The following is a 15,279-nucleotide window of genomic DNA, read 5'->3' as shown; positions in this document are numbered from 1 at the left end:
CATCCTCTCAAGCCCCGGACGGCACCCTCCCGGACCCCGCACCGGCCCCGGGTGCGGGCGGACGCATTCGGCACCGGATGCGGCATGCACGGGACTCGCACAGCCCCGTTCCCTACGATGGCGCGGTGACCAGTACCGCGTCCTCCACGGACACCCGGCAGGGACCGGCCCCGCACGACCAGCGGCCGTCGTGGCAGCAGCGGCTGCGCCGATTCGGCTACACGGCGGGGCAGGCGGGGCCCGCAAGCGACGTACGCGAGCGCCTGGTGCCGCCGTACACGGCGCCCAGCGCGCGCCTGTGGGCGGCGCTCGGCTTCCCGCGCACGCTCGGCGACCGCCTCGCCCGCTGGTCGGGCTGGGGCGGCCCGCTGCTGGTCACCCTGATGGCGGGCGTGATGCGCTTCTGGAACCTGGGAAGCCCGAAGGCGGTGATATTCGACGAGACGTACTACGCCAAGGACGCGTGGGCGATCGTCCACCGCGGCTTCGAGCTCAACTGGGACAAGAACGCCAACAACCTCATCCTGAACTCGGGCGGCCACGTCAAGCTGCCCACCGAGGCGGCGTACGTCGTGCACCCGCCGGTCGGCAAGTACGTGATCGGCCTGGGCGAACTGCTCTTCGGGTTCGACCCGTTCGGCTGGCGCTTCATGACCGCGCTGCTCGGCACCCTCTCGGTGCTGATGCTGTGCCGGATCGGCCGCCGCCTGTTCCGGTCCACGTTCCTCGGCTGCGTGGCGGGCACGCTGATGGCGCTGGACGGCCTGCACTTCGTGATGAGCCGGACCTCGCTGCTCGACGGCGTGCTGATGTTCTTCGTGCTGGCCGCCTTCGGCTGCCTGCTCATCGACCGCGACCGGGCGCGCGAACGGCTGGCCGCCGCGCTGCCGGCCGACGCGGACGGCCGCGTCCGCCCCGACGCGGACACCGCCGAGTCGACCCGGCTGGGGTGGCGCCCTTGGCGCTGGGCGGCCGGGCTGATGCTGGGCCTGGCCATCGGCACCAAGTGGAACGGCCTCTACATCCTGGCCGCCTTCTGCGTGATGGCGGTGCTGTGGGACGCCGGCTCCCGCCGGGTGGCCGGCGCGCGCCACCCGTACGCGACGGTCCTCAGGCGCGACACGGGCATCACGTTCCTCGCCACCGTCCCGGTCGCGACCGCCGTCTACCTGGTCTCCTGGATCGGCTGGATCCGCTCCTCCGACAAGGGCGACGGCGGCTACTTCCGCGACTGGGCGGCCACCGCAGGCAAGGGCGGCGACTGGACCTTCCTGCCGGACTGGCTGCGCAGCCTGTGGCACTACGAGCACGAGGTCTACGAGTTCCACGTCGGCCTGTCCTCGCCGCACACCTACCAGTCCAACCCCTGGAGCTGGATCGTCGACGCCCGCCCGGTGTCGTACTTCTACGAGTCGCCCTCCCCCGGCACGGACGGCTGCCCGGCGAACGCGGGCGGCAAGTGCGCCCGCGAGGTGCTCGCCATCGGCACCCCGGTGCTGTGGTGGGTGGCGTGCGCGGCGCTGGTGTACGTGCTGTGGCGCTGGTTCTTCCGCCGCGACTGGCGCGCGGGCGCCATCGCCTGCGGCGTCGCGGCCGGGTACCTCCCCTGGTTCCTCTACCAGGAGCGCACGATCTTCTTCTTCTACGCGGTCGTCTTCGTGCCCTTCCTCTGCCTGGCCGTGACGATGCTGATCGGCGCGGTCATCGGCCCGCCCGGCGCCGGCGACACCCGCCGCGTCGCCGGCGCCACCGCCACGGGCGTCCTGGTCCTCCTGATCGCCTGGAACTTCATCTACTTCTGGCCGCTCTACACCGGCACGTCCATCCCGATCGAGCAATGGCGTTCACGTATGTGGCTGGATACCTGGGTTTGAGTCAGCGGGCTGATCTCTGTTCGGAGAACATCCGAAAACAACCGTCACAGGAGCCTCTCCGGCCACCTACAGTGCGTGGGTTGGCCACGGGGAGGGGAGTGCGGTATGCGCAAGGGGGCGAAGGTCGCCGTGATCGGCTCGGTGCTCGCCGCTGTGGTGGGAGGGGCAGGGTACGGGGTGGTCACCTTCGTGTCCGCGCTGAACGGCGACTCGGTCGTCGGCGGGGCGCAGCCGGTGCGGACCGGGCCGCCTGGTGCGGACGAGGTGAAGGACACGTCGGCGAAGTTCTTCGCGGCCTGGGAGAAGGGGCAGGCGGCCACCGCCGCCTCGTACACCAACTTCCCCGAGGCGGCCGGCGAGTTGCTCTCGGCCTACGGGGGCGCCGCGCACATCACCGGCGTACGGATCACGCCCGGGCCCGCCACCGGCGCCACCGTGCCGTTCTCCGTGAAGGCCACCGTCTCCTACGGCGGCAGGTCCGAGCCGCTCGCCTACCGCAGTGAGCTGAGCGTCGTGCGGGGCGCCAGCACCCACCGCCCGCTCGTCGACTGGCAGCCCTCGGTGGTCCATCCGGAGCTGCGCAAGGGCGACACGCTGGTCACCGGCGAGTCCGAGGCCGCGCCGATCCAGGCCGTCGACCGCGACGGCACCGTGCTGACCAAGGACGACTACCCCTCGCTCGGGCCGATCCTGGACGAGCTGCGGGCCAAGTACGGCGACAAGGCCGGCGGCACCCCGGCCGTCGAGCTGAGCATCCGCCACGCCGACACCAACGCGGCCGAGACCCCGCTCATCACCCTCGCCAAGGGCAGGGCGGGCAAGCTGCGCACCACGCTCAGCGCGAGCGCGCAGGCCGCGGCCGAGCAGGCGGTGCGGCGCTACGCCGAGTCCTCGGTCGTGGCCGTCAAGGCGTCCACGGGCGAGGTGCTGGCCGTGGCCAACCACCGCGACGACGCCTTCAACGCGGCGTTCCTGGGCCGGCTCGCCCCCGGCTCCACGATGAAGATCATCAGCGCCGCCACCCTCATCGACAACCGCATCACCAGCGCGGCCGGGCCCGCGCCCTGCCCGGACCAGGCGGTGTGGCAGAGCCAGACCTTCCACAACCTCAAGGGCATGCGGCCCGACGAGCACGCCACGCTCTCCGACAGCTTCTCCCGCTCCTGCAACACGGCGTTCGTGAAGTACGCCGACGCCGTCAAGGTCGACTCCCTGACCAGGGAGGCGCAGGACCGCTTCGGGCTCGGCCGGGACAACTGGAAGACCGGCATCCCCTCCTTCGACGGCTCGGTCCCCGCCTCCGGCGGACCGGACACCGCGGCCAACCTGATCGGGCAGGGCCAGGTCCAGATGAGCCCGCTGAACATGGCGTCGGTGACAGCCACCGCGATGACGGGCGAGTTCCGCCAGCCGGTGCTCGTCGCGCCGGGTCTGGACGACCGGGAACTGGCCCGCGCCCAGGGCCTGCCGGGGGGCACGGTCGCCCAGCTGCGGCAGATGATGCGCCGCACCGCCACCACCGGCACCGCGGCCGTCGCCATGTCCGGGCTGAGCGGCAGCATCGGCGCGAAGACCGGCTCCGCCGAGGTCGACGGGCAGGCCAAGTCCAACAGCTGGTTCACCGGTTACCGCAATGACGTGGCGGCCGCCGCCATGACCCAGGAGGGCGGCCACGGCGGCGACGCGGCCGGCCCGATCGTGGCAGCCGTGCTGCGCGCGGCGGGCTGAACCGGCCCGCGCCGGCCCGGCGGGGACGCGCTCCCAATGTCCCAGCTTGGCTACGGACAGGTGCCCGGGGGCGTTCCGCGAGAACGGGACTCTAGGGTGGTTGCCGTCGTTGACGAGTGTGAGGCTGCGAGGGCAGCGGGGGCGCCCCGGGTACTGGCGGAGGACGGAAGGCAGTGGGCAAGAGAAGGCGCGTCGCCGAGCGACGGAGGACGGGACCCCTCGTGGTCGGCGGCGTGATCGCCGCGGTCGTCGGCGGCGCCGGCGTCGGCGGGTACGCGCTGTACGGCGGCGGGGCCGCGGCCGAGGGCCGCTCGCAGGACGCCTCCACCGCCCGCACCAGGAACGTCGAGACCGGTCCCCCGTCGGCCGCCGAGGTCCGCACCACGGCCGAGCGCTTCCTGACGGCCTGGCAGCAGGGCAGGACCGCCGAGGCCGCGGCCGCCACCAGCGACTCCGCGGCGGCGAGCGCCCTGCTCACCGGGTACTCCAAGGACGCGCACCTGAAGGACGTCACCCTCACCGAGGGCACGCCGAGCGGCGCGAAGGTCCCCTTCTCGGTGAAGGCGACCGTCTCGTACAAGGGCCTGAGCAAGCCGCTGGCGTACGACAGCGCGCTGACCGTCGTGCGGCGCGCCGAAGACGGCCGGCCGGTCGTCGACTGGCACTCCGCCGTGGTGCACCCGGAGCTGAAGGACGGCGACACGCTGGTCACGGGCGAGTCCGGCACCCCGCCGGTGAAGGCCCTGGACCGCGACGGCGGCGAGCTGACCGCCGCCAAGTACCCCTCGCTCGGCACGGTGCTGGACGGGCTGCGCGAGAAGTACGGCAAGACCGCGGGCGGGAAGGCGGGCGTCGAACTGCGGGTGGTCCGCGGCGCGGCGTCGAAGAAGGCGGAGCTGTCCGACAAGACGCTCGCCGAGCTGAGCAAGGGCACCCCGGGCACGGTGAGGACGACGCTGAGCCCCACCCTCCAGGCCGCCGCCGAGAAGCGGGTGGCCGAGCAGGACCGCGCCTCGGTGGTGGTGCTGCGCCCGTCCACCGGCGAGATCCTGGCGGTGGCCAACACCGGCCACGGCTTCAACACCGCCTTCCAGGGCTCCCTCGCCCCGGGCTCCACGATGAAGGTCATCACCTCCTCGCTGCTGATCGACAAGGGCCTGGCGTCGGCCGAGAAGCAGCACCCGTGCCCGAAGACGTTCACCTACGGCGGCTGGAAGTTCCACAACGACGACGACTTCGAGATCAAGGGCGGCACCTTCAAGGCGAGTTTCGCCCGCTCCTGCAACACGGCCTTCATCAGCCAGGCCAAGAAGCTGCAGAACTCCGACCTGACCCGGCAGGCGCAGGAGGTCTTCGGGCTGTCCCTGGACAACTGGGCGATCGGGGTGCCGTCCTTCGACGGCTCGGTGCCCGTGCAGTCGGCGGCGCAGATGGCGGCCTCGCTCATCGGCCAGGGCGGGGTGCGGATGAACCCGCTGAACATGGCCTCGGTGGCCGCGACCGTGAAGTCGGGCACCTTCCACCAGCCGTACCTGGTGTCCCCGTCCGTCGACCACCGGCAGCTGGCCACCGCCTCGCGCACCCTGTCCGCCTCGACGCTCTCCCAGCTGCGCGAGCTGATGCGGTACACCGCCGCCTACGGCACGGCGGCCCAGGCCATGGCGGGTCTCGGTCCCGACTACGGCGCGAAGACGGGCTCGGCGGAGGTCGACGGCCAGAAGAAGCCCAACGGCTGGTTCACCGCCTACCGCGGCGACCTCGCGGCCGCGGGCGTCGTCCAGGCGGGCGGCCACGGCGGCGACACGGCCGGCCCGATCGTGGCGGCCCTGCTGAAGATGGGCGCCTGAAGACGGGCCCCTGAAGACGGGCGGCTGACGCACCCGGAGGCGTCAGCGGTGTGCGACGGCCGCGGCCGTCGCCGCCGCCATGTAGGTGCGCCGGAGGAATCTCAGCAGCGCCCCGCTGTCGAACTGCACCACCGCGACACCCTGCGGCGAGTGGAACTCGACCACCGCCTGCACCCGCCCGCACGGCCATACCCGCACGTCACCGGTGCCGGCCGGGGAGCGCAGTCCCTGTTCGAGCAGGGAGCGCGAGAAAGCGTACTCATGGGCCCCGGGCAGACCGATCCGCACCAGCCGGGGGTCGTCCCGCGGGTCGTAGCGCAGCACGACGGGGACCGCGTCGCGGTCGTCCTGGATGTCGTGGTCCGTGACTATGTGCGCACGCTCGTACTGTTCGACTACCGACATCGGACGACCCCTCACGCCGTGTGACCTCTGCGGAAGCTGTTCATCCTCTTCCTTCAATGTCGCATATTTCCCTGATTGCGCCTCTCGAACCCCGTCCATCCCGACCGGGACCGAGTCAGGACGCACTCGCTCTTGCAAGTCGTTCGCAACAAGCCACTATCATCGAACGGTGCATGTGCCTGACGGATTCATCAACCCCCCCACCTCGGCCGCGACCGGAGTCGTCGCCGCCGGCGCCCTCGCCGTGAGCCTGCGCGGCGCCCGCCGCGAACTCGACGAGCGGACCGCGCCACTGGCCGGCCTGGTCGCCGCGTTCATCTTCGCGGTGCAGATGCTCAACTTCCCGGTCGCGGCCGGGACCAGCGGCCACCTCCTCGGCGGCGCGCTCGCCGCGATACTCGTGGGCCCCTTCACCGGGGTCCTGTGCGTCAGCGTGGTCCTGCTCATGCAGGGCGTCCTCTTCGCCGACGGCGGCCTGACCGCGCTCGGCGTCAACATCACCGACATGGCGATCGTCACGACCGTCGTCGCCTACGCCGTCTTCCGCGGCCTGGTGAAAGTGCTCCCGCGCCGCCGCCGCTCGGTCACCGTCGCCTCCTTCGCCGCCGCGCTGGTCTCGGTGCCGGCCGCCGCCGTCGCCTTCACGCTGGTCTACGCGCTCGGCGGCACCACGGACGTGGCGATCGGCAAGGTCGCCACCGCCATGATCGGCGTGCACGTGCTCATCGGCGTCGGCGAGGCGGTGATCACCGCGCTGACCGTCGGCGCCGTCATCGCCGTACGGCCCGACCTGGTGCACGGGGCGCGGGGCCTGGAGCAGCGGCTGAAGCTGCGGGTGGGCGGCGAACTCGTCGACGTCCCCGCCGCCGCGCCCGCCCCGGCACCGGCCGCCGCCCGGTCCCACCGCAAGCTGTGGATCACCGGCCTGGTCGCGTCCCTGGTGCTCGCCGGTTTCGTCAGCTTCTACGCCTCCGCCAGCCCCGACGGCCTGGAGAAGGTGGCCCACGACCAGGGCATGGACAAGAAGGAACAGCGGCACGCCTCCGCCGGCTCCCCGCTCGCCGGCTACGGCGTCGAGGACGTCTCCGACGCCCGCCTGTCCGGCGGCCTCGCCGGGGTGATCGGGGTCGGCGCGACCGTCGTCGCGGGCAGCACCGTCTTCTACGTGGTCCGCAGGCGCCGTACGGCCGCCCCCGGGTCCTCCACGGCCGGGGCAGCCTGAGATGGGCGCCGGCCACGCGCACCGGCTGTACCGGCACGGGCACTCGCCCGTGCACGCGCTGCCGCCGCACACCAAGCTGGCCGCCGCGTTCGCGTTCGTGGTGGTCGTGGTGTCGACCCCGCGGGAGGCGATGTGGGCGTTCGCGCTCTACGCCGTACTGCTGGCCGCCGTCGCCGCGGCGGCGCGGGTGCCCGCCCGCTTCCTGCTGCGGCGGCTGCTGGTCGAGGTGCCGTTCGTGGCCTTCGCGGTGCTCATGCCGTTCGTCGCCGAGGGCGAGCGGGTGGACGTGCTCGGGCTGTCCCTGAGCGTGAGCGGCCTGTGGGGCGCCTGGAACGTGCTCGCCAAGGGCACCCTCGGCGTGGCCGCCTCCGTGCTGCTCGCCGCCACCACCGAGCTGCGGGAGCTGCTGCTGGGCCTGCAGCGCCTGAGGCTGCCCCCGCTGCTGGTGCAGATCGCCTCCTTCATGATCCGCTACGGCGACGTCATCACCGACGAGATGCGGCGCATGCGGATCGCCCGTGAGTCGCGCGGCTTCGAGGCGCGCGGCCCGCGGCACTGGGGCGTGCTCGCCAAGTCCGCGGGCGCGCTGTTCATCCGCTCCTACGAGCGCGGCGAGCGGGTCCACCTGGCCATGGTGAGCCGCGGTTACTCCGGTTCGATGCCGGTGATCGACGAGGTGACCGCGTCCCGGGCGCAGTGGTCGTACGCCCTCGCCCTGCCCTGTGCCGCCCTCGTCGTGTGTCTGCTGGGATGGGTCCTGTGACGACTGCACCTGCCTCCCTCGAGGTCTCCGGCCTCGCCTTCGCCTACCCCGACGGCCACCAGGCCCTGTTCGGCGTGGACTTCACCGTCGCGCGCGGCGAACGGGTCGCGCTGCTCGGCCCGAACGGCGCCGGCAAGACGACCCTCGTACTGCACCTCAACGGCATCCTGACCGGCGGCGCCGGCACGGTGACGGTGGCCGGGCTGCCGGTGGGCAGGAAGCACATGGCCGAGATCCGGCAGCGGGTCGGCATCGTCTTCCAGGACCCGGACGACCAGCTGTTCATGCCGACCGTGCGGGAGGACGTGGCGTTCGGCCCGGCGGCGGCCGGACTGAAGGGCGCGGAGCTCGAGCGGCGGGTGCGCACCGCGCTGGAGCGGGTCGGCATGGCGGACTTCGCCGACCGTCCGCCGCACCACCTCTCCTTCGGCCAGCGCCGCAGGGTGGCCGTGGCGACCGTGCTGGCGATGGAGCCGGAGATCCTGGTCCTGGACGAGCCCTCGTCCAACCTCGACCCGGCCTCGCGCCGCGAACTCGCCGACATCCTGCGCTCGTTGGACGTGACCGTGCTCATGGTCACGCACGACCTGCCGTACGCGCTCGAGCTGTGCCCGCGTGCGCTGGTCCTGAGCGACGGGGTGATCGCCGCGGACGGCCCGACCGGCGAGCTGCTCGGCGACGACGACCTGATGCGCGCCCACCGGCTGGAGCTGCCCTTCGGCTTCGACCCCCGGTCCGTGACCATGGGCGCCTGACACCGCGCCCAGGAATCGCGGGCGGTACGTGCTTGTTGCACCCACTGTCGCAGGCAGCAGTGCAGAGAGGACGGCGGACGTGGGCGTGGACGTGCACGGCGCGGTGGCCGAGGGCTTCGAGCCGGTCGGGGAGGCGTTCGCGGAGAACTTCGCGTCGCGGGGCGAGCGGGGCGCGGCGGTGGCCGTCTACCGGCACGGGCGCAAGGTCGCAGACCTCTGGGCGGGCACGAAGGACTTCGACGGCGTCCCCGGCTCGGCGCCCTGGGAGCGGGGCACCGCGCAGATCGTGCGCTCGGCGACCAAGGGCGTCGCCGCGGCCGTACTCCTGCTGCTGCACCAGCGCGGCGAGCTGGACCTGGACGCGCCGGTTGGGACGTACTGGCCCGAGTACAAGGCGGCGGGCAAGGAGCACACCCTCGTACGCGATCTGCTCGCGCACCGCGCCGGGGTGCCCGCGCTCGACCGTCCGCTCACCCCGGAGCAGGCCGCCGACCCGGTACTCGGCGCCGAGGCCGTCGCCGCGCAGGCGCCGGCGTGGGAGCCGGGCACGGACCACGGCTACCACGCGCAGACATACAGCTGGCTGACCGGCGAACTGGTCCGCCGGGTCACGGGCCGGCCCATCGGCGAGTGGATCGCGCGCGAGATCGCCGGACCGGCCGGCGCCGACCTGTGGGTCGGCTTGCCCGCGGACGAGACGGGACGCGTGGGCCGGGTCGGGCCCGTGGACGCGCCCGCCCCCGCGGGCGGTCTGAGGACCCTCAGGACGCGCCCCAAGCGCGCGGTCGCCGAGGCCTACGCCGACCCGGACTCGCTCACCCGGCGCGCCTTCGCCGCGATCACGCCGCTGCCCGAGGAGAACGACCCCGCCTACCGGGCTGCCGTCCTGCCCGCCTCCAACGGCATCGCCACCGCCGACGGACTCGCCCGTTTCTACGCCTCGCTCATCGGCGAAGTGGACGGCGGCACCCGCCTGTTCACACCGGCGACGGCGGAACTGGCCCGCACGGAGCACTCCGCCGGGCCGGACCGCGTGCTCGTGGTCGGCACCCGGTTCGGCCTCGGCTACATGCTGCACGGCGCCGCGTCCCCGCTGCTGGCCCCCGGCTCCTTCGGCCACCCCGGACGCGGCGGCTCCCTCGGCTTCGCCGACCCGGAGTCGGGCATCGCCTTCGGCTACGTCACCAACGGCTTCCGCTCCGGCGTCACGGCGGACCCGAGGGCGCAGGCCCTGGTCCGGGCGGTGGCGGCGGCGATATCCGGGCGAAGGCCGGCTTCCGCGGAGGCCTGAGCCACCCGCCGGCCCGGTCCGCTCAGACGTGAATGGGCTGGGACGTCCGCCCCGAGGCGTCGTCGATCTCGCCGTGCGCCTTGGTCAGCAACTGCATGGCGAGCTCGTTCAGCGCGCGGGCGCCGGCGATCTCCTCGCCCACCCGGGGCTGGTTGGAGTCGGTGTGGTGACGGCTGGCGCGCCCGTGGGCCCGGACCTCGCTGCCGTCGGGCAGCCGGACCAGCGCCGCCGCCCGCGTGTGCTGGTCGTCCTCCGTGAACTCCAGCTCCACATGCCATCCCACAGCGGTGTTCATCATGACGGTCACCTCCACAACACCTCCTTCCAGGGTGCTCCCACAGGGCCGCGGGCGCAGCGCGGTGAGAGTGCGTGTGGCGACGGGACGCGACCAAATACGAAGCGGAGCCTGGCGTGTATGCCCAGGCTCCGCTTCGTGTGTAGTAGCGGGGACAGGATTTGAACCTGCGACCTCTGGGTTATGAGCCCAGCGAGCTACCGAGCTGCTCCACCCCGCGTCGGTGTAGGAACACCCTACGCCACTCAGCGGCACCCAGTGACCAGCCACGGTGGTCCGCTCGCTCCGGGACCGAGCGGGCTGCGCGGGCCGGCCGACGGTCAGGCGCTTGTGGGCCCGGACGTTCAGGTGTGCGCGAGTTGGAGCACGGCGATGCCGGCCACCACGGTGACGCTCGCGGCCAGCCGTCGGCCACCCAGTCGCTCGCGGAAGAGCACGGTGCCGAGCAGCGCGGCGATGACGATGCTCGTCTCGCGGAGTGCGGCGATGGACGCCAGGTCGCCGTGATCCTGCGCCCATACCACCAGTGCGTACGCGGTCAGGGAGAGCACCCCACCGGTCAGTCCGCGTATCGGGGCGCGCCGCAGCCGGGATGACAGTCCGCGCCCGCCCAGCGCCAAGGCGCCCGCGCAGAAGAGCACGCCCTGCAGCAGGAAACTCCAGGCTATGTAGCCGAAGACACTGTCCGAGCGCCGTACGCCCGTGCCGTCGACGACGGTGTACGAGGCGATCATGACGCCGGTGCCGAGGGCAGCCGCCAGTGCCGGCAACTGGGTGCGGTCCGGCAGGCCGTCCGCCAGAGCGAGGGCGACCAGCCCGGCGGAAATGATCAGGACGCCGGTGAGTTCGGGGGCTGACGGCTCCTGGCCGAGAACGCTCACCGAGAGGACGGCGACCAGCATGGGCGCGACGCCGCGCGCCACCGGGTACATCTGGCCGAAGTCACCGAGCCTGTAAGCCTGGAGCAGCAGCGTCTGATAGGCGGCCTGGAGCACGGCCGAGGCCGCGACGAACGGCCAGGCGGCGGAGCCGGGGAGCGGGGTGAAACAGACCCAGATCGCGCTGACGCCGACGAAGGCCAGGTTGATCAGCGTGAAGCCGGCGAGCTTGTCCGGCATCGCGTGCGCCAGCGCGTTCCACACGGCGTGCAGCACCGCCGCGGCCAGCACCACTACGGGCACCACTACGGGCACGGCGGTGCCTGCTCGCATGAACACATCCATGAGCGTCGACCGTTCCGGAAGGTGAGGCGGTAGGGAATTGAATTCCGCATTATGCTACCCACATGGAACGACATTCCCCGACCGGGAGTACTTCCGCGGACGCACGGGCCGCCGGCGTGCGGAATCTCGCCGCCCACGTACGCGCCCGGCTGCCGCAACTGCGCGACGCGGAGGCCAGGGTCGCCCAGGTCCTGCTCGATCAGGGCCCCGAACTGGTCCGGCTGAGCGTCAGCGACGTCGCCGCGATGGCGCACACGGCGCCCTCCTCCGTGGTCCGCGCCTGTCAGCGGCTGGGCTTCCGCGGCTATCAGGAGGTGAAGATCACGGCGGCCCGGGAGGCGCCCCGGCCCACCACCCCGGAAGGCGCCGATCCCACCTCCCGCGCGTTGGCCGACACCGTGCAAGCGGCACGCGAGGCCCTGGACGGGCTGTCCGCGACCGTCTCTCCCGACCACCTGCGCACCGCCGCCGAGGCGTTGCACGGCGCGAGCCGGATCCTGGTCGTCGGTGCGGGCCTGTCCACCGCCGTGGCCACCGACGCGGCCTACCGCCTCAGGGCCCTGGGCTGCGCCGTCGACGCCCCCACCGACCCGCTCACCGCCGAGGTGGCCGCCTCGACGCTTCCGGCGGACGCCGTCTGCCTGGCCGTCAGCCACACCGGCGCCACCCGCACCACCGTGGACGCCGCCCGACGGGCCCACGCACGCGGAGCCACCGTCATCTCGCTCACCAGCTACGCCCGTTCACCGCTGACCGAGACCAGCCAGTGCACACTGCTCGCCGGCGGCCAGGACCTCACCCTCGGCCTGGAAGCCGTCGCAGGCCGCCTCGCTCATCTCGTCGTGGTGGACGCACTGGCCCTCACCCTGCTGGCCCTGCGCGGTCCGGACGCCCAGCAGGCCCTGGCCCGCTCCGCGGAGGTCACCGCGGCTCACGCGTACTGACGGCGTGGAGGGCGGCGGGGAGGACCGCGTCCGTCACGCGGTGCGCTCGCGCACGTCCACGACGGTGGCCCCGGCGTGGGCGACGAGCGCGTCCGGCGCGATGGGGAACACCGCGTGCGGGTCGCCCGCGGCCGCCCACACCGTGTCGTGCTCCAGCAGCGACCGGTCGGCCAGTACGCGGGTGCGCGTCCGGTGCCCGAAGGGCGGCACCCCGCCGATGGCGTATCCCGTGGTCTCGCGTACGACGTCGGCCTTGGCCCGGGTCACCTTCTCGGCGCCGAGCTCCTTGCGCACGAGCTCGACGTCCACGCGGGAGGCGCCGTCCATGAGCACCAGCACCGGCACCCCGTCGGCGGCGAAGATGAGCGACTTGCAGATCTGGCTCAGCTCGCACCCGACGGCCGCGGCGGCCTGCTCGGCGGTGCGGGTGGCGTCGGGGAAGCGCCGGACCCGGGCGGTGAGCTCACCGAGCCCCAGTTCCCGCAGCGCCTCGGCGAATCGCGGGTGGGCTCCGAAGCCCTCGGCGTCAGTGGCGGCTGTCGTCGTCATGCAAGGCACGCTAGCGGCGGGTGCAGGTGCCACGCGAGCGCGTTGTTATGAGCGCGTCGGCGGGGGCCCGGGCCCCCGCCGGGCGGCTCAGACCCGTACCAGTTCGCGCTCCGCGTCCGGATCCGTGTCCGTGTCCGTGTCCGTGTCCGCGTCCCTCGGGTGCCCGGTGCGCAGCCCCTCGCCCTCGACGTCCACGTTGGGCAGCGCCCGGTCCAGCCACTTCGGCAGCCACCAGGCCTTCCGGCCGAGCAGGGCCAGTACGGCGGGAACGAGGGCCATCCGTACGACGAACGCGTCGAAGAAGACCGCGATCGCCAGGCCGAAGCCGATCATCTTGACCATCGACTCGCTCGAGCCGATGAAACCGGAGAACACGGCGATCATGATGACCGCGGCCGCCGTGACGACCCGCGCGCCGTGCCGGAAGCCGGTGACGACCGCCTGGCCCGGCTTCTCGCCGTGGACGTGGGCCTCCCGCATGCGGGTCACGAGGAACACCTCGTAGTCCATGGCGAGTCCGAAGACGACGCCCACCATGAAGATCGGCATCATCGACATGACCGGCCCGGTCTGCTCCACGCCCATCAGACCGGACAGCCAGCCCCACTGGAAGACCGCGACGACCGCGCCGAGGGCCGCCATCACGCTCAGCAGGAAGCCGAGCGCCGCCTTCAGCGGGACCAGCACCGAGCGGAACACCACGATCAGCAGCAGGAAGGCGAGGCCCACGACCAGGGCGAGGTAGGGGAACAGCGCGTCGTTGAGCTTCTGCGAGACGTCGATGTTCATCGCCGTTGAGCCGGTGACCAGCACCTTCGCATCCGTCTCGGCCGCGATGCCGCCGCCCGCGGCGCGGATGGCGTGCACCAGGTCCTCGGTGCTCGCCGAGGACGGCTTGGAGTCGGGCACGACGGTGACGGTCGCGGTGTCGCCGGCCCTGTTCGGCTGGGCCGGGGTCACGGTGGCGACGTCGTCCAGCTTCTTGATCTCGTCGGTCACCCGGGTGAAGGCGGCCTTGGGGCGGGCGCTGTCCTTGGCGTCGACGACGACCAGCAGCGGGCCGTTGAAGCCGGGGCCGAAGCCCTCCGAGAGCAGGTCGTAGGCGCGGCGCTGGGTGGTGGAGACGGGCTGGGAGCCGTCGTCGGGCAGGCCCAGCTCCAGCGAGGCGGCGGGCACGGCGGCGGCGCCGAGGCCCAGCACGCCGAGCAGCAGCACGGCGACCGGGCGGCGGACGACGAAGCTCGCCCAGCGGGTGCCCATGTTGGGCCGGTCCTGGCCGCCCCGGCGCGCGGCGCGGGCGCCGCCCAGCAGCCTGCTCTTCTCGCCGGCCGGCTTGACCCTGCGGCCGGCGTAGCCGAGCAGGGCCGGGATCATGGTGAGGGCGATCAGGACGGCGACGGCCACCGTGCCGGCCGCGGCGACGCCCATCTTCGTCAGCATCGGGATGTCGACGACCGACAGGCCGACCAGGGCGATCACGACGGTCAGGCCGGCGAAGACCACCGCGGAGCCCGCGGTGCCCACGGCCCGCCCGGCGGCCTCCTCGCGCTCGCGTCCCTCGGCGAGTTCGGCGCGGTAGCGGGAGACGATGAACAGCGCGTAGTCGATGCCGACGGCGAGGCCGATCATGGTGGCCAGGGTGGAGGTGGTGGAGCCCAGGTCGAGGGCGTGGGCGAGCGCGGTGATCGTGGAGACTCCGATGCCCACGCCGATCAGCGCGGTCAGCAGCGGCAGCCCGGCCGCGAGCAGCGAGCCGAAGGTGATGACGAGGACGACGGCCGCGACGGCGATGCCGACGACCTCGGTCGCGCCGGTCTCGGGGGCCGCGTTGAGGGCGTCGCCGCCGACCTCGACGGTCAGCCCGGCCTCGCGCGCGTCCTGCGCCGCGTTCTTCAGGGCGGTGCGGGAGGAGTCCTTCAGCTCCATGCCGGAGACCTTGTACTTCACCGACGCGTACGCGATCGTGCCGTCCTTGCTGACGGCGCGCCCGGTGTACGGGTCGCCGGCGGAGGCGACCTCGGCGCCGCCGGACAGCTCCTTGACCGTCTTCTTCACGGCGGCCTTGTTCCGGGCGTCCGTGATCTTCTCGCCGGCCGGCGCCTTGAAGACGACCCGCGCGGTCGCCCCGTCGGCGCTCGCGCCGGGGAACCGCTGTTCCAGCAGGTCGAAGGCCTTCTGGGCCTCGGTGCCCGGGACGGAGAAGGAGGTGTTGCCGGCGGCGGGCGCGGAGGCGGCGCCGACGCCCGCGAGCGTCAGCAGCGCCACCCAGATCAGGGCGACGAAGTGCCGTCGCCTGAAGGCGAGGCGGCCGAGTTTGTAGAGGTACGTGGCCACGGGGGCGTACTCCCGGTCAGGTCGTGTTCGGTTCTGGGCAGGGGTGATC

General features: G+C 72.8%; 13 protein-coding genes and 1 tRNA gene. 8 read left to right on the top strand and 6 right to left on the bottom strand.

Translation table 11 applies throughout. The annotated features are described in order from the left end of the window. Positions 1-125: 125 nt before the first annotated feature. The 3 genes from IE217_RS30100 to IE217_RS30090 all read left to right on the top strand — a co-directional run bounded on the left by IE217_RS30100 (position 126) and on the right by IE217_RS30090 (position 5,449). Positions 126-1,874: a dolichyl-phosphate-mannose--protein mannosyltransferase gene (locus tag IE217_RS30100; protein WP_190181118.1), complete on the top strand. Its 1,749-nt coding sequence runs from the start codon at positions 126-128 to the stop codon at positions 1,872-1,874. A gap of 105 nt (positions 1,875-1,979) precedes the next feature. Beyond that, the gene (locus IE217_RS30095) at positions 1,980-3,602 is read left to right on the top strand and encodes a penicillin-binding transpeptidase domain-containing protein (RefSeq protein WP_190181117.1); all 1,623 of its coding nucleotides are present in this window, start codon (positions 1,980-1,982) and stop codon (positions 3,600-3,602) included. Between the two features lie 173 nt (positions 3,603-3,775). Next, entirely contained in the window at positions 3,776-5,449 is a 1,674-nt protein-coding gene (locus IE217_RS30090; protein WP_190181116.1) for a penicillin-binding transpeptidase domain-containing protein, read from the top strand. A 42-nt stretch (positions 5,450-5,491) separates the two neighbouring features. Here the strand turns inward: IE217_RS30090 and IE217_RS30085 are convergent, their stop codons facing one another. Next, positions 5,492-5,854 (bottom strand): SsgA family sporulation/cell division regulator, encoded by a 363-nt coding sequence (locus tag IE217_RS30085; protein WP_190181115.1) that lies wholly within the window; start codon positions 5,852-5,854, stop codon positions 5,492-5,494. A gap of 169 nt (positions 5,855-6,023) precedes the next feature. Here IE217_RS30085 and IE217_RS30080 point away from each other — a divergent pair, with 169 nt between their 5' ends. From IE217_RS30080 to IE217_RS30065, 4 genes are all read left to right on the top strand, one after another. Then, positions 6,024-7,076 (top strand): energy-coupling factor ABC transporter permease, encoded by a 1,053-nt coding sequence (locus IE217_RS30080; protein WP_190181114.1) that lies wholly within the window; start codon positions 6,024-6,026, stop codon positions 7,074-7,076. 1 nt (position 7,077) lies between these two features. Then, positions 7,078-7,839, top strand: coding sequence for a cobalt ECF transporter T component CbiQ (gene cbiQ / locus IE217_RS30075; protein ID WP_190181113.1), 762 nt, complete (start codon positions 7,078-7,080; stop codon positions 7,837-7,839). Then, positions 7,827-8,594, top strand: coding sequence for an energy-coupling factor ABC transporter ATP-binding protein (locus IE217_RS30070; RefSeq protein ID WP_190181112.1), 768 nt, complete (start codon positions 7,827-7,829; stop codon positions 8,592-8,594). The genes cbiQ and IE217_RS30070 overlap by 13 nt, the downstream gene beginning before the upstream one ends. 85 nt (positions 8,595-8,679) lie before the next feature. Continuing rightward, the gene (locus IE217_RS30065) at positions 8,680-9,885 is read left to right on the top strand and encodes a serine hydrolase domain-containing protein (protein ID WP_190181179.1); all 1,206 of its coding nucleotides are present in this window, start codon (positions 8,680-8,682) and stop codon (positions 9,883-9,885) included. A gap of 22 nt (positions 9,886-9,907) precedes the next feature. Here IE217_RS30065 and IE217_RS30060 read toward each other — a convergent pair whose 3' ends face one another. From IE217_RS30060 to IE217_RS30050, 3 genes are all read right to left on the bottom strand, one after another. Then, entirely contained in the window at positions 9,908-10,198 is a 291-nt protein-coding gene (locus IE217_RS30060) for a DUF1876 domain-containing protein (protein ID WP_190181111.1), read from the bottom strand. 128 nt (positions 10,199-10,326) lie between these two features. Continuing rightward, positions 10,327-10,400, bottom strand: a tRNA-Met gene (locus IE217_RS30055). Positions 10,401-10,524: 124 nt separating this feature from the next. Beyond that, positions 10,525-11,391 (bottom strand): EamA family transporter, encoded by an 867-nt coding sequence (locus IE217_RS30050; RefSeq protein ID WP_190181110.1) that lies wholly within the window; start codon positions 11,389-11,391, stop codon positions 10,525-10,527. Positions 11,392-11,465: 74 nt separating this feature from the next. Here IE217_RS30050 and IE217_RS30045 point away from each other — a divergent pair, with 74 nt between their 5' ends. Then, positions 11,466-12,347, top strand: a complete 882-nt coding sequence (locus IE217_RS30045; RefSeq protein WP_190181109.1) for a MurR/RpiR family transcriptional regulator — start codon at positions 11,466-11,468, stop codon at positions 12,345-12,347. A 33-nt stretch (positions 12,348-12,380) separates the two neighbouring features. Here the strand turns inward: IE217_RS30045 and IE217_RS30040 are convergent, their stop codons facing one another. Both IE217_RS30040 and IE217_RS30035 read right to left on the bottom strand, forming a co-directional pair. Further along, positions 12,381-12,896: a YbaK/EbsC family protein gene (locus IE217_RS30040; protein WP_190181108.1), complete on the bottom strand. Its 516-nt coding sequence runs from the start codon at positions 12,894-12,896 to the stop codon at positions 12,381-12,383. A gap of 87 nt (positions 12,897-12,983) precedes the next feature. Then, positions 12,984-15,230: an MMPL family transporter gene (locus IE217_RS30035; RefSeq protein ID WP_190181178.1), complete on the bottom strand. Its 2,247-nt coding sequence runs from the start codon at positions 15,228-15,230 to the stop codon at positions 12,984-12,986. Positions 15,231-15,279: the final 49 nt, after the last annotated feature.

The organism is Streptomyces naganishii JCM 4654 (assembly GCF_014650575.1).
GTDB lineage: Bacteria > Actinomycetota > Actinomycetes > Streptomycetales > Streptomycetaceae > Streptomyces > Streptomyces naganishii.
Note: the sequence above shows the minus strand (reverse complement) of the source record. Positions and strands in the feature narration are given on the sequence as shown.